This is a genomic window from Jeotgalicoccus aerolatus (assembly GCF_014635205.1).
GTDB lineage: Bacteria > Bacillota > Bacilli > Staphylococcales > Salinicoccaceae > Jeotgalicoccus > Jeotgalicoccus aerolatus.
Window position 1 is genome coordinate 154139 of sequence record NZ_BMCN01000002.1, and the last position, 14786, is coordinate 168924.

10 protein-coding genes and 3 pseudogenes are annotated in these 14786 nt (G+C 34.9%); 4 read left to right on the forward strand and 9 right to left on the reverse strand.

The window, feature by feature from the left end; all coding sequences use genetic code 11:
* The 4 genes and pseudogenes from IEU81_RS06940 to IEU81_RS06955 all read left to right on the forward strand — a co-directional run.
* Positions 1-789: an MBL fold metallo-hydrolase gene (locus IEU81_RS06940; protein WP_092597437.1), complete on the forward strand. Its 789-nt coding sequence runs from the start codon at positions 1-3 to the stop codon at positions 787-789.
* 315 nt (positions 790-1104) lie between these two features.
* A complete protein-coding gene (gene rlmH / locus IEU81_RS06945; protein ID WP_092597432.1) occupies positions 1105-1584 on the forward strand; it encodes a 23S rRNA (pseudouridine(1915)-N(3))-methyltransferase RlmH in 480 nt (159 codons plus the stop codon).
* Positions 1585-2591: 1007 nt separating this feature from the next.
* Entirely contained in the window at positions 2592-3287 is a 696-nt protein-coding gene (locus IEU81_RS06950) for a hypothetical protein (RefSeq protein ID WP_188352525.1), read from the forward strand.
* A 109-nt stretch (positions 3288-3396) separates the two neighbouring features.
* Positions 3397-3876, forward strand: a pseudogene (locus tag IEU81_RS06955) (DNA topoisomerase III); the annotation flags it as partial.
* 295 nt (positions 3877-4171) lie between these two features.
* Here IEU81_RS06955 and IEU81_RS06960 read toward each other — a convergent pair.
* The 9 genes and pseudogenes from IEU81_RS06960 to IEU81_RS07000 all read right to left on the reverse strand — a co-directional run bounded on the left by IEU81_RS06960 (position 4172) and on the right by IEU81_RS07000 (position 14731).
* Positions 4172-5338 carry a malate:quinone oxidoreductase gene (locus IEU81_RS06960; protein WP_373867776.1) on the reverse strand — a complete coding sequence of 389 codons (1167 nt, stop codon included), beginning with the start codon at positions 5336-5338 and terminating at the stop codon, positions 4172-4174.
* A pseudogene (locus IEU81_RS11115) lies at positions 5313-5606 on the reverse strand (thiamine pyrophosphate-binding protein); the annotation flags it as partial. The gene IEU81_RS06960 and the pseudogene IEU81_RS11115, both read right to left, overlap by 26 nt.
* Before the next feature lie 112 nt (positions 5607-5718).
* Positions 5719-6402 (reverse strand): LrgB family protein, encoded by a 684-nt coding sequence (locus IEU81_RS06970; RefSeq protein ID WP_186089584.1) that lies wholly within the window; start codon positions 6400-6402, stop codon positions 5719-5721.
* Positions 6399-6785 carry a CidA/LrgA family protein gene (locus IEU81_RS06975; RefSeq protein WP_026867301.1) on the reverse strand — a complete coding sequence of 129 codons (387 nt, stop codon included), beginning with the start codon at positions 6783-6785 and terminating at the stop codon, positions 6399-6401. The genes IEU81_RS06970 and IEU81_RS06975 overlap by 4 nt, the downstream gene beginning before the upstream one ends.
* 154 nt (positions 6786-6939) lie before the next feature.
* Entirely contained in the window at positions 6940-7824 is an 885-nt protein-coding gene (cidR, locus tag IEU81_RS06980; protein WP_010529476.1) for a cidABC operon transcriptional activator CidR, read from the reverse strand.
* A 601-nt stretch (positions 7825-8425) separates the two neighbouring features.
* Positions 8426-10231: a M3 family oligoendopeptidase gene (locus IEU81_RS06985; RefSeq protein ID WP_186089583.1), complete on the reverse strand. Its 1806-nt coding sequence runs from the start codon at positions 10229-10231 to the stop codon at positions 8426-8428.
* A 276-nt stretch (positions 10232-10507) separates the two neighbouring features.
* A pseudogene (locus IEU81_RS06990) lies at positions 10508-12557 on the reverse strand (bifunctional glycosyltransferase/CDP-glycerol:glycerophosphate glycerophosphotransferase).
* The gene (locus IEU81_RS06995) at positions 12550-13980 is read right to left on the reverse strand and encodes a glycosyltransferase (RefSeq protein ID WP_373867777.1); all 1431 of its coding nucleotides are present in this window, start codon (positions 13978-13980) and stop codon (positions 12550-12552) included. Before IEU81_RS06995 ends, IEU81_RS06990 begins: the two are co-directional and overlap by 8 nt.
* A 463-nt stretch (positions 13981-14443) precedes the next feature.
* Positions 14444-14731: a hypothetical protein gene (locus tag IEU81_RS07000; RefSeq protein ID WP_186089579.1), complete on the reverse strand. Its 288-nt coding sequence runs from the start codon at positions 14729-14731 to the stop codon at positions 14444-14446.
* Positions 14732-14786: the final 55 nt, after the last annotated feature.

Here is a 14786-nt window from a genome sequence, read left to right on the forward strand (position 1 = left end):
ATGAAGATGAGCGTATTAGCAAGCGGCTCAACAGGCAACAGTACATTCATTGAAACGGATAAGGGAAGTGTACTTGTAGACGTTGGACTGTCATGTAAAAAAACTGATGAAACGCTCAATCAAATAGGTAAATCACTCCAGGATATCAATGCTATATTCATTACACATGAACATGTAGACCATATTAAAGGCTTAAAAGTGATTGCAAAGAAATACGATATACCTATATATGCCAATGCGAAAACATGGGAAGCCATTGAGCGTAAAGATATCATCATTAATTCAGCGCAGAAATTCCATTTCAACCCGCTGGAAGAACAAGATATACTTGGCATGAACGTTCAGTCATTCAACGTATCGCACGATGCGATTGATCCGCAGTTTTATACATTTTCACAAAACGATAAAAAAATATCACTGATTACGGATACAGGTTATGTTTCCGACACGATGAAAGGTATCATTAAAGAAAGTGACGTCTTTCTGTTTGAATCAAACCACGATGTGGATATGCTCAGAATGGGCCGTTATCCCTGGAATACAAAACAGCGTATTCTGTCAGACGTCGGTCACGTATCAAACGAAGACGCTGCACACGCGATGAAAGACGTTATTACTAACAATACAAAACGCATTTATTTAGGCCACCTGAGTCTGGATAATAACATTAAAGAACTCGCGAGAATGAGTGTGGAACAGATTTTGAATCAGTACGATATCGATACGCACAGCGATATAATGATATGCGATACAGATAAGGCCGTGCCGACCGAAATTTATCAAGTATAATAATTAGACCAAATTGTGAGAAAAACGGCGCAATTTGGTCTTTTTTAATGGCTGTTAACAAGTTGTCCACAGGAATGGTGATAAACTGTGGGAAAGTTAGAGAAAAACGTGGATAAGTATGTTGAAACATGGAAAATACATAAAATATGCAGTAGTAAACCCAAAAAAAGTGCGTAATCATGGGGGTTATGGTAGAAAAGTTATCAACAGCCTGTGGATAACCCGTGTATAACTTATAAAATTGCATGATATATACGAAATTGTCCACAGTTATGTATAATTGAAAAAAAGACTTAATAAATGGGTGTGGAATAAATGAAACTGACAGTAATCACTGTGGGAAAATTGAAGGAAAAATATTGGCTGGATGCTGTAAAAGAGTATCAGAAAAGAATTAGTAAATATGCAAAAATAGAGCTGATTGAAGTTGCGGATGAGAAAGAGCCGAATAATGCGAGCGAGAAAGATTTAGAGCAGATAAAAGATAAAGAAGCTGAGAGAATTTTATCGAAAATAAAAGACACACAGCATGTCGTAACGATGGAAATTAACGGTAAGGAATATACGAGTGAGAAACTGGCGAATGAATACCAGCGGTGGATGAATATCGGTAAAAGTGATGTAGTATTCGTGATCGGCGGGAGCAATGGGATTGGCGACACTGTGAAAAAAAGAAGCAATCAGGAAATCAGTTTCGGTGCCCTCACCTACCCGCACCAAATGATGAAAGTGATGCTGCTTGAGCAGCTGTTCAGGGTGAATAAGATATTGAGGAATGAAGCGTATCATAAATGATGCGGTTTTCAAGTACTTTTAAGTAAGGTAATCTGAAATGTCTTATCGTTAATAATGTTATAAGGAATTATGGTAATTTAATCAAAAAGTAATGAGAAGATTACCAATCGAAAAAGCAGAAAAAGAGAGGTTGTCAGTAGTTCCAACCTCTCTTCTAAACATATACAATTTTAGAAGTGAAAAAATCAGTGTATTAATTGATAATTCATTTGATTTTATACAATTTATTTTGTAATACTCTTGAATTTCACATAGAAATATATCAATTCCAAAAATAAAAGAATGATTGCTATAAGTGTTAAAAAATAGCTGAACGAAAAAGAAACATATAAGACAAATAATGTAAAAGAAACTACTATCGATATTTTATAAAATAGTTTAGCAATTATCGGCCATGTTTCTTTAGGAATATCAGAAGTGTCTATAGATGCGATTATATTCAAATTATTAGTTTTGTAAACATATAAACCGAAAGAATACATAACAAGTGATATAACGGCGCCTATAATTATATCTATATACATTAATTCTCACCAAGGCGTAAAAAAATGGCTGTAAATTTTACATTGTTCTTCACTAATAGTATCGGGAGTGCACTGGTATATCTATGTATAACTCGATGTAAGAAATCGCTACTACTCAGTGTATTATGGGTTTCTTTTAAGTCCGTATATTGTAATACTCTCTTATTGGACGTAACTAATATTGTGTTATCAAATTCTACAGTTTCAACAAGGTCAAAGTAATCTACTATAAAACTTGCTGCTTCAGTGATGTTAAGGTACTCAAGAAAATTTTTATATGGATGAGTTTCATGATATTTAAAATGCATAACGGTTTACTCCTTTATATACTTTTGAGTCTTTTTTTATAATACATACTTGAAATACAGAATGCTATACTTATTCTGTAATGCGTAGTTAAAGTGAAGAAATCGTCTAACTATAATATGAAGGAATTGATAAAGAATAATGATTGGTGGATGTTTTACAGTGTTGGAATACATGATGACGTTATCAGAACACATAACTTTTGGTGGTGTTTCAGAATGGGAGCTTTCCAGTTTCGACTGGTCTATAATTGCGGCATTTTTTTCTGCAGTAGCAGCTTTAGGCTCGCTATTTATTGCGATATCACAATTTAATTATTTAAAAAATAAAGAATCTGCGATTTTAGGACTCAGCTCTAGATTTGAAGAAATATCATTGAATTATGATTCTACCCAATTTGAAGAAATAATAGAATCACATTACTTCGTTCTTCAAAATTTATCAGTATTACAAATTAATCTAGTCGAATTAGAATTGGGACAAGACCTAAACAAAAATAAAAAAAAGTTTTTTCAAGATGCAGATGACAATCCTGCTTTTATAACATTAGGATTTCCTATGCAACCTGTAATAAAGAATTTCCAAGAATATTTCACATCTAAATTAAAATTTAACTACATTAGATCGGATGAAGTTATAAAAGTAGAGTTACCCTCGTTCATATTAAAAGAATTTATACATGCTTCATATAAAATGAGAGACGGAAAACCATTTTCATATAATAACTATTTAATAATTAAAGTGAAATATTTTGATAAAGCAAAATCTAAATTTCAGTATCAAATTACTAAGATGCCATACGAAATAAAATTTATGGGGGCTAGGGCTGTGCTGCATTTCAATATTGAACCGGCAGTTATAAAATTAGATTGATTATTAAGGTAGTAAAGTAAAATTCGCACCATAAACTGATACGTTGAAGCATATCACAAGTAGTGCGTGTTAAGATACAATACGCACATGTGGTAACCAGAAAATTATCATAAATAGATATAAATTAAAAAAAGATGTGTTCATTAATGAAATGAAAGAGCACACAAAAGAAATCGTTGCCGAAATTAAAGCAAGCAATAAAAAATACAAGCACGACAATATCTCAACAAAATCGTGCCCTGATTGCGGTAAGCCGATGCTTGAAGTGAATGGTAAAAAAGGTAAAATGCTAGTATGTCAAGATCGTGAATGTGGACATCGTAAAAACGTGTCACGTATAACAAACGCTCGCTGCCCTCAATGTAAAAAGAAAATGGAACTACGTGGCGAAAGAAAAGGACAAATCTTTGCATGTAAATGCGGCTATCGTGAAAAGTTGTCTTCCTTTGAAACTCGTCGAAAAAAAGAAAAGGGGAATAAAATGGATAAACGTAGCGTACAGAAGTATTTAAGGAAGCAAGATAAAGAAGCTGAACCAATTAATAACCCATTTGCAGATTTATTAAAAGGAACGAAGTTTGATAAATAAAGTGAGGTCAGATGGTTTATGAAATATCTGATATAATTAAGTTGGCAAAGTAGTAGTGTGGCAGTTCCAAATCCGAACCAGTTCGTGGAATAGATTCTTTCAGCTAGTTAAGGAACAATGGTAAATGCTCGCATAATTAGAATGAAAGGTGCATATAAACTAAGCTACGTTGGCACAGTAAAGGAATCCAGGGAAATAACAGGACTTTCCCAGCAGAAAAAGTAAGAAAGCATAAATCTGTCAAAAAGGCAAATTGTGCTTTCTTTTACATACAAGTTTTTCAATTATACAGTGGTTACTTTTCATTCTTCTTATCCACTAAACCAAGTGTTAGTGAGCTTGAAGCATAAACCGCATGAAGTAGTTCTGGATTCTCCGCCAGTGACTCACCGTAAGAAGGAATCATTTCTTTAATTTTCGGCTCCCACTCTTTTAAATATTGTGGGAAACATTTTTGGATGGCATCCAACATAATCGAAACGGAAGTCGATGCACCTGGCGAAGCGCCCAACAATGCAGCCATTGAACCGTCTTTTGAATGGATCACTTCCGTACCAAATTGAACTGTACCTTTGCCATCAGCCTCCGTATCCTTAATCACCTGTACGCGTTGTCCAGCTACCACGAGATCCCAGTCTTCACTTTTAGCATTCGGAACAAAATCTCGCAACGCTTCAATACGTTGTTCTTTTGACAACATCAGCTGTTGGACGAGATATTTGGTCAATGGAATATTCTTAGCGCCTGCTGCCAGCATGGTGATGACATTATTTGGTTTAATAGAGCCCAATAAATCCATATATGAGCCGGTCTTTAGAAATTTAGGCGAAAAACCAGCAAACGGTCCGAATAGTAATGTTTTTTTGCCTTGGATGTATCGTCGATCAATATGCGGCACAGTCATAGGCGGAGTGCCCACAGGTTCTTTGCCGTATACTTTTACATGATGTTGATCTACAACCTCCGGATTGCTACAAACCAAGAATTCACCACTTATCGGGAATCCGCCGATATGCTTGCTTTCGGGAATCTCCGTTTTTTGCAGTAAAGGTAAGGCACCTCCACCAGCGCCGATAAAAACGAAATTCGCAGTATGGTATTCAAGCATATCGTCTTCGAAATTGTGCACTTTCACTTCCCATGACCCGTTTTCCATACGTTTGATATCATCTACTGAATGATTATAATGGATATCCACATTATTTTGATTCTCTAAGTTTTCGAACAATTTGCGTGTCAGTGCTCCAAAATTAACATCTGTTCCAGAAGCGACTTTTGTTGCTGCTATATACTCTTCTGGTGCACGGCCTTCCATTATCAAAGGAATCCATTCTTTTATTCTTTCTGGGTCGTCAGAAAACTCCATCTCTTGAAACAATGGATGGTTGGAAAGTGCTTCAAATCGTTTCTCTAAAAGTTTTACATTATCTTCCCCATTGAGGGATGTTGTCCAGTTTTGCATCATACATTCCATTTATTAAGTGGATAGCTCCAGGGCCCCCGATACTTAATGCCACACCGATTTTACCAGTCAGTTTTGTGAAACTGGAGGCGGCCAGACTTGCTACTTCTTCATGTCTAACATGATAAAAATCAATTTCATCTTCTACAACTTTTAATCCATCAACGACCGCATCAATGGAATCTCCTGGAATTCCGTATACATGATCAATATCCCATGCTTTCAAGGCTGAGATTAATGCGTGATTTGCTTTGATTTTTTTAGGCATACATACATTTACTCCTTTATTTTTCTTGATTTAGTGTGCCAATTTGCGTATTCAATTATGCATCAAGGGATTAACGTGCACTACCGTTATTTAAAATTACTTCAACAAGGAATTAATAGAATAATGTGATGATAAAAGGCAAAAATATTGAGCTTAAAACGGCAGTGAGTATCATACCAATTGAACTAAAAGCACCAGACTCTAAATCCAGTTCAAGTGCTTTTGCGGTACCAAAGGCGTGGGATGCATTACCATAAGTTAATCCTTTGGCAATTGAGCTTTGGAAGTTACCTATCTTTATTAAAGAAGAACCTAATATGCTCCCTATTAATCCGGTTGCTATAATAAAGATAATGCTAAGTGTTTCTAATCCTCCCATTTGGTGGGATACTTGAATTCCAACTGCTGTCGTAATGGAACGCGGCAGCAATGTAACAATCATTTGTTTTGAAAATCCAAATAAATTCATAACGAAATAGATAATGATAAAATTAAGTAAAATACCAAATACCACACTGGTCATTATGACTTTAAGATTACGCATTATCATATGTCGATATTTATATAATGGGTAAGCTAGACATACAACGGTACAGTCTAAAAATTTGGAAATCCATTGGCCGCCAATCATATAATCTTTATAATCAAGGCCGCATATAATTAAAATGAAGATGATTGCCAGTGATGCAATCAGTGCCGGGTTCAGTATGGAATAGTTGAATTTGTTCTGGATATAGCATGCAATGACATACATACATATTGTTAAAATAACCATCATAAAGCCCGTTAAAATCATGGTGAATCATGCTTTTCGTTAGGTGTCCATTTTTGCACCATTTTTTCGGCCAAATAACCAGATGCTAACGCAACAATACATGTACCTAATATGATTAAAGCGATAAATATTAAGTAATTAAGGTTGATTTGTTCAATGATGTTCATACCTCCAACTATAGAGGGAATGAAAAAGAGAGCCATTGTACCTAATAATATATTAGCCCCTTCTTGAACCCATCTTTCAGGTATCACTTTGAATTGAAGTAATAAAAAGAAAGTCGCTAACCCTACAATACTTCCGGCAATTGGTATGTGTAACACACTTTGTATCTTATTACCTAACGCGGTGATTAAAAATATTATGGAAATCTGTGACAGAATTCTAAAAAACTTAAATAACATTCGGCTTCATTCCTTATTGTCTTTTGCTTCTAAAAAATCCTTAATTCTTCCTCCCTCGTTTTGTTTACATACTCATTATAAGACGGAACATGTTATTACAAAAATAGTGGTTTGTCATAATAGATATTACGTTTATCTATGTAAGCGATATCTTCTATTTTGAATCCAGCTGTTTTTGCATAAAGTGAAGCCATTCTTTAGTGACAAAATTCATGTATTTATTGTTTTTCCATATCACACCAAGTTGCCATACAATAGATGGCGACTCGATACTAACGCTTCGAACATCGTCACTTAGCATTTCAATAATACTTTTAGGAAGGATACCAATACCAATTTGTGCAATAATCATTTGTTCAATAGAATTCCACTGAGAAATTTTCGAAACAATATGAGGTATAAAGCCCGCGCGTTTACAAGAGTCAGTTATTATGTCGTTCAGATAAAAATTTTCGTTAAATAATATAAAGCCTTCATTTTCTAGTTGTATTAAAGACACTTTTTCTTTATCTGCTAAAGGGTGATTTTTATTTACAACAAGTTTTAATTCTTCTTCGTAAAATGGAAAGGATTGAAAAAGACGATCATCAACAGGTAAAGCAGTAATTCCAACATCGAGTTCATCAATTTGAATACTTTGCTCTATTGTTTTTCCACCATTTTCGATAAGCTCATAAGTGATATTGGGATAGCAATTATGAAAATCGGCTAAAATTTTTATGAGTTTCTTAACATTCATAATTGGAGAAAGACCAATTTTGAGATGTCCAGTTTTAACCCCAAGTAAATTATCCATCACAACTGGTAAGTCTTTGTATAAATTTACAATTTCATTACATTGTTCAAAAAAGATTTTACCTGCATCTGTTAGTTTTAAACTTTTTTTGCTTCGATCAAATAAAATTAATTGCAATTCATCCTCTAAGTTTTTAATCGTTTTACTGATAGTAGGTTGGGCGATAAATAGTTTTTCCGATGCTTTAGTCATACTTCCTTGTTTTACAACTTCAACAAAATAGACCATGTGTTGTATATCCATATTATTCCTCCTGTGTTTCAGATGCTTAATGAAGATATTATCATAAAGTAAACAGGTTATGAATGGCATGGTAAATCCCTATAATTTAGGTCATCTAAATTAGTGGCGCTAGGAGACTTCCAATTTTACACTCTGGTGATACGATAGTGATTTAGCGATTAGTGAAGCCTTGGGTTACAATTAGAGTATTCAACCGATGTTATTGGGGAAGTCCTTGATGAATAAGCGTAACAAAATGATCTATGAGGCAACTTTGGCTTCAACTGATGAAATAATTTGTGGACGTAACTTGTTTGCCAAGTAATACTCATAATTCCATAAACAGTCGATTGTAATATGATGAAATTACAATCGCCCTAAATAAGCAGAAACGGGGGGGTCTACATTTATTCATTGAATACATGGATACAATGAAATAACATTGACTAATTCATACTTTTTAATATATAGGTATTGATAACAAGAAAACTATTTAATAATATTATCATGATATATATAAGATTTGAGCTCGGTATTCTACCGAACTCAAACCTTAGAAGTTATCTAAAACTATTTTTTAAATTCATGGTGTCAGCTTATAGATGGGCTTATCATTTATAAATTAAACATATGATTCTGTTAGCTCTAAAAATTCTTCAATATCTTTATGCACTGAATCCAGTGCTTCCTGCCAGAAGTCTGGTTTTCTCAGGTCAACATTTAAGTGCTTTTCAGCAAGGTCTTCAGTAGTCATGCTCGCAGTATCGCGAAGAAGTGCAATATAGTCATCTTCAAGTAACGTATCGTCTTCTAAGAAACGGTTGTATATACCTAAGCTGAAAAAGTATCCAAATGTATAAGGGAAGTTATAGAATGGTACGCCTGTAATATGAAAATGTAACTTTGTTGCCCAGAACATTGGATGGTATGAACGAAGTGCATCTTGATAGGCTTCTTTTTGTGCTTCTTCCATCAGTTCTTGCAGTCTGTTGCTGTCTACAGTTCCTTGTTGGCGTTCATCATATAAATTGCGTTCAAAGATATAGCGTGCATGGATATTCATCATGAAAGTCGCACTTCTAGCAATTTTTTCATCTAGTAAGTTGATTTTTTCTGCATTGGACGTTGCATTTTCAATCGTTGCATTTGAAACGACAAGTTCTGCAAATGTAGAAGCTGTTTCTGCAACGTTCATTGCGTAACGTTGGTTAAATAGTGGTAAATCACGCAGGACATAACTATGGAATGCGTGTCCGAGTTCATGTGCGAGTGTTGACACGTTGCTTGTGCTACCGGCAAACGTCATAAAAATACGTGACTGTTTAGATTCAGGAAGATTTGAACAGTATCCACCTGGACGTTTTCCTGGACGATCTTCCGCTTCAATCCACTGCTCTTCAAAAGCTCGATGTGCCATCTCTGCCATTTTTGGACTGAATGATTTAAAGTTATCGATAATAAACGTTGCTGCTTCATTGTAAGTATACCGCTTGCTCGTATAATCACCTACGTCAACACTTGCTGTAACATCGAGCCATCCTAATTGATCAACACCAATTAATTGCGCCTTTCGTTCAAAGTATTTTTTGAAAGGTGCTTTATTTTTTGTAATAGTATCCCACATCGTATCGAGTGTTTCTTCTTCCATACGGTTGTAGTCTAGTGGTACTTTCATATAATCTTTATAGTCGTGAAGTTCATAGTCGTTTAAACGGAATCCTGATAAATGATTTAGCGTTGTAGAGAATAAATCAGCTTTTTTCTTCCATGTTTCTTCCCAAGTTTTTAAAAGTTTTTCACGATGTTTTGGATTTTCTTCTGACTTCATCTTGTTTTCAAATTGACCGGCTGAATAATAAACGGTTTCATTATCTTCAGTTACCGGAATTTGAATAGAAGCGACGAGTTGATTGTACATATTATTCCAGCCCTGTAAGCCGTCTAGTGACAAATGATTGATGATTGTTTCTTCTTGAGTTGATAGTAAATCTTTTTCTTTTTGTCGTATTTCTTCTAACGGGAAATGCATCGGTTTAAAGAAATCTTCCTCTAACAGCTTGCTAAATTGATCTTCAGTCAGTGCACTGATCTTTTTATTTAAAATAATATTCTGTGATGAGAGGTCTTTACGTAAGTTCGCAACCGCATTTAAATTCTGCATTGCTTTTTGATCGGTAACATCTGCAGATACTAAACCATTCGCAAAACTCCCCATCTCACCAAGCGCGTTTGAAATTTTTTCATAGTTTTGTAAGATTCCTTTCAGTGACGTAAAATCATTTGAATGTTCGTCCAGCTCCCAATTATCGAGTTCGTGAGAAAAAGCTGTAATACTATCTCTTACTTCTGATAATCGTTTTTGGAAAGCTTCAGATCCACTTCCACCAGGAAATATACTCTCCATATCCCATTTTTCTTTGTAGTTCATCAATTACCTTCCTCTCTAAATTAAAACTGTATTTATTTTTATCATACAGGAAATGAATGTAGAGAAACATTAATCACGCTGATATACATTATTAGTCCGAGCATGCACCTATGCTAAACGATAAAGCAGGAACAATATTTGTAGAATTTAAACTAATAAGAAAATGCGATTTTAATTAACACAGCAAGAGTTAGGATTGTAGATGAGATGACTCTTGTTGAATACTGTAGCAAAAAGACGGGGCTAATTTAAATTAGTCCCGTCTTTTCTAAATGCTTATTTTTCGAATACTGCATCAACAACTTTTTCTGACGATCTTCCGTCATCCCAGCTGCAGAATCTTTCATAAAATTCGTTATACCGCTCTTTGTATTTTTCAGTAACTTCATCGATATTTTCAATCGCATTCATTATGTCATCATTGTTCATGAGCAATGGGCCTGGCAGTTCCGTCTCCATGTCGATGTAAAAACCGCGCAGTTGTCCCTGATATTTTTTAATGTCATAAGTAAAGAACAATATCGGACGTTTCAGGTTGGCATAATCAAAGAATACTGATGAATAGTCAGTGATGAGAATATCAGACATCAAGTACAGTTCACTGACATCACTGTATTTTGAAACATCGTATGCAAAATCTTCTAAGCCTGTGAAGATCGAGTTTCAGATTGAATTTGTACTTCCCAACTTTGAAATATTCATCATCGCGCCATGTAGGTGCGTATAGAATGACTTTCTTATTAGTTGGTATCTGGTTTATTCTTTTCAGTCCGTTGATGGTTTCTTTATCATTATGGTTTGTTAAGATATCATTTCTTGGGTACCCGGTTGGAAGCATTTTGTTATTGAACCAAAAAGCTCTTCTGAAGATTTCAGCAGAATACTGGTTAGGTGCAATCAGATAGTCCCATTTATTAGTTTCATGGTTAAAGTTTTTCTTATACCGTGCAGCATTGGTACCTGGCATATGAACATTGTCCATGTCGCCTGCAAGTCTTTTAAGCGGTGTACCATGCCAAGTCTGGAGATATGACTGTTCGTTCCTTTTGATGTATTTGTTTGGCATTCTTACATTGCTGACGATATATTTTGCTCTTGCAAGATAGTAATAGTATTTGAGTGAGAATCGTTTAACAGTTCTAGGGTTCCCTGGTATCCTGGACGGTTCGTTCATAACCCATACGAATTTATAGTTACTTTTGTTCTTAAGCATGTATTCATAGATATATTTAGGATTGTCAGAATAAGCTTTACCCTGGAAACTCTCAAAAACAACAAGATTATCTTTGATATCTAAATTATTAAATACACGTTTATAAAACAATTCTTTTCGGCCTTTTCTGGAAGTAATGCCATTTTTAATGTCTCTAAGAAAATGGTTGAAATTGCTTAGTTTTCGGAAGTTGTTTATCTTGTTTGATTTTATTGCTTTGACATCATTTTTCAGGATAAAATCTTTGTTACTCAGTCGATCCGGGTCAATTTTATTTATACTTTCCACAAGCCCTGCAAAATAATAATCGATGGTGGTATCATCTTTAAATTCGGTCACCAAACGTTTTCTATAGAAATTAAGGAGTTTATCATCTAGATATTTCTGCCCCTCCTCACTCAAGTCATCTGTTCTCAACTGATTATAGACACCAAATAGATCAGTTGCGAGTTGTTCCAGGGAAGACTGTCTAAGAGAAGGGTTATTAATTGGATCGTTTCCTCTTCTTCTGAAATAGATCGCTTCGTAAGAATAAGGTATTACCTCAACTTCTTCCATTAATGGAATCATGAATGTAAGATCAGAATAAGTTTTGAATTGTTCGGAAAACCTTAGATTCATGCTGTCTATGAATTTTTTTGAAATCAGGTAGTTAATTGCTGACTCTGTTCTGAGTAAGTCGTGTCTTTTGTCTGAATACATTTTTATTTCATTTGTACCAGGCAGTATGATGGCAAAGCTGGTGCTGAAATCCGTCGATTTCATTCTCCCCCGTATTATCGGAAATTCTCCGATATTATCATGCAGCAGCTGCAGTATGTTTTCGGATACATGATCGTCGCTGTCGAGGAAGTATACATAATCGCCTTTTGCTTCTTCAATACCGATATTGCGTGCAGCACCTACATAAATATCTGCGGGTGTATTAATAAATCTGTATCTGTCATCATCCAGGTATTCATCATTAACCACTCTTTTCAATGCATCTATATCTGAGTGGAGTACCAGCACCTCAAAATTTGTGTATTTCTGGTTTTTTAATGATTCTAAAGCAGTATTTATATATTTTTCATTTTTTTCTGCTGGAGTGATTACAGAAATTAGGTTATTCATTGTTATTGTTCCTTTCTAATTCTTCAAGCAGTTTATCCGTAAGAGAAAACCATAGTTTCTGATAGATTTCCTTGCTAAATTTCGTTTGTATTGTTTTATCTGCTTCATTGCCCATATCTCTTGTTTTTTCAGGGTTTTTCAGCATTTGTATGATTCTTTCTGATAATGCTTCTATGTCATTTTTTTCTATGAGAAAACCATTTACACCATCTTCAATCATGTCAGATGGGCCATACCTTATATTATAACTGACGACTGGTGTTTTATTTGCCATGCTTTCCATGACCGCAAGGGAGAAACCTTCAGCGTTGGAAGTCAGGACGGATAAAGCACCGCTTTGGTATATTTTTCCTGGATTCTGAGTATATCCCTTAATCAGCACGTTATCATCGAGCTCCAATGATTCTATCATGCCTGCATATTCTTTTTCTTTATCCCCCGAGCCCCAAATTTCTAATTTAGCTTCCGGTACTTCCGCGATGACTTCTTTGAATGCCTGGATGATATGGTCTATATTTTTGATTCCTGAAAATCTTGATACGATGACAACTTTAGACATGTCTCTTTCACTTTGACTGCTGTCTTGCTTTACAGTGGTAAAAATAGATTTTAATCCTTTGATTTTAGAGACATTCGGATCATAATAGTTTGGAATCACATAAACTTTGTCTTCATGTCCATAACGGCTGACTATATCATGTTTCTGTTTTTCTGTAAGAACGATAAGTGCATCGACACTTTGTATATTTTCTATTGCAAAGCCGTTTCGTTTATTCAGTTCGGAATCAGGATTATCTGGATTTTTAAGGTGGTTGCTGTGCATACGCAGTGCTTTTGTTGTGTATGAATGTTTCAGTTTAACAAGCAGTTCGTCGGTGCTGCGTGTATCAGAAATGGCCATTACTCTTGACTTCGATTCGTTCAATACACTTTTTAACCAGTAGAGTTTATGGGGCACAGTGTTGCCAGTTGTTTCACTGATGACTTCATTATTTGAACCGAAATGGATAACCCGGCTAATTTTCCCAGTGGAAGACTCGCGCCAGAAACTAAAGATGGCCTTTCCTCTTTTGTCAAAGAACACTTGCTGCTTGAACTTGTTGTCTTCATAGCTGAAATACTGTACTCTGCTTACCTGACCGTAATAGTTATAATTCTCTCGTCTCATCCTGTAGCGGTTTTCATTGAAGTAGTCTATGAAATCGAGAGTGTTATCATCCCGAAGAGCGATATATTTTTCATATATCCCATTGTTGTATAGTCTATAAGCATTGTAGTTCTTCCTCTGGGTTATGGCATAGCTTTTTTCATAATCGGAAAGGTTTACTTTCAATTTACGGATATTAACCTTATCTTTATCAGTGTATAATGCCAGTTCCTCAAACATATTACGTATAACAACTTTTTCGCTGACCTTACCCATTTCTTTGAGCTTTTTACAGATTATCGGGAAACGTGGTTCATAGTGGAATGTCAGTATCTGGGTATCATAGCCGGCATCAGCAAAAGTACTGGCCTGCCTCAGAGATGCGTGCGTAAGCCCGCCCTTATTTACGTCTATGGAATTAAGTAGAATAATAATCCTGGGTTTCATAAAGTCATCCTTATCTGATTCTCATTCATTAGAGTACTATTATATTACTTTGAATCTATAACAAAAGAAAAGTTTTGCGTACATATATTTACTTAAATACAAGCTTAACGAATTGTGCAGCCTTAAATTACTATTTTAACATGTATAGACTGCATACCCTTAACTCGACCATTCTAATAAAAAGACGATACGATGAGAATTACCACAAATAATTCGCGTTAACAGCTGTAAAAAAGCATCTAACCTGACGAAATGGTTAGATGCTTTTATAATTTAACGGAGGATTTTACAGTTAATCTGCAAATTGCTTGTTATTTCTATGCTTAAGATGTTCTATACTGATTAACATTAATAGAATCCCTGTGAATATCCAGCTGGTGGTAATGTTCAGGATACTAAGTCTCTCAATAGTCAGCATTATAAATGCAATAGTTAATATAAAAAATTCTATTTTTGATAGTGTTTCTTTAGACAATAAGAAAAATACAACTGTCAGTACAGTAATAATACCGTAAATCACCGGCAGTAATATAGTTAAGAAAGGTACATGATATTTAAAGATAACTATTGAATCAAGCATGGGATGACGTGAAAAAAATATCATCTTCTATAAAATACTCTCTGTCATTTTTACT

What these genes read in the sequence shown, in the direction of transcription:
- IEU81_RS06960 (WP_373867776.1), bottom strand. Translation starts at nt 5,338, where the DNA reads ATGCAAAACTGGACAACATCCCTCAATGGGGAAGATAATGTAAAACTT.
- IEU81_RS06940 (WP_092597437.1), top strand. Translation starts at nt 1, where the DNA reads ATGAAGATGAGCGTATTAGCAAGCGGCTCAACAGGCAACAGTACATTC.
- rlmH (WP_092597432.1), top strand. Translation starts at nt 1,105, where the DNA reads ATGAAACTGACAGTAATCACTGTGGGAAAATTGAAGGAAAAATATTGG.
- IEU81_RS06995 (WP_373867777.1), bottom strand. Translation starts at nt 13,980, where the DNA reads ATGGGTAAGGTCAGCGAAAAAGTTGTTATACGTAATATGTTTGAGGAA.
- IEU81_RS06985 (WP_186089583.1), bottom strand. Translation starts at nt 10,231, where the DNA reads ATGAACTACAAAGAAAAATGGGATATGGAGAGTATATTTCCTGGTGGA.
- IEU81_RS06970 (WP_186089584.1), bottom strand. Translation starts at nt 6,402, where the DNA reads ATGATTTTAACGGGCTTTATGATGGTTATTTTAACAATATGTATGTAT.
- cidR (WP_010529476.1), bottom strand. Translation starts at nt 7,824, where the DNA reads ATGGATATACAACACATGGTCTATTTTGTTGAAGTTGTAAAACAAGGA.
- IEU81_RS06975 (WP_026867301.1), bottom strand. Translation starts at nt 6,785, where the DNA reads ATGTTATTTAAGTTTTTTAGAATTCTGTCACAGATTTCCATAATATTT.
- IEU81_RS06950 (WP_188352525.1), top strand. Translation starts at nt 2,592, where the DNA reads ATGACGTTATCAGAACACATAACTTTTGGTGGTGTTTCAGAATGGGAG.
- IEU81_RS07000 (WP_186089579.1), bottom strand. Translation starts at nt 14,731, where the DNA reads ATGCTTGATTCAATAGTTATCTTTAAATATCATGTACCTTTCTTAACT.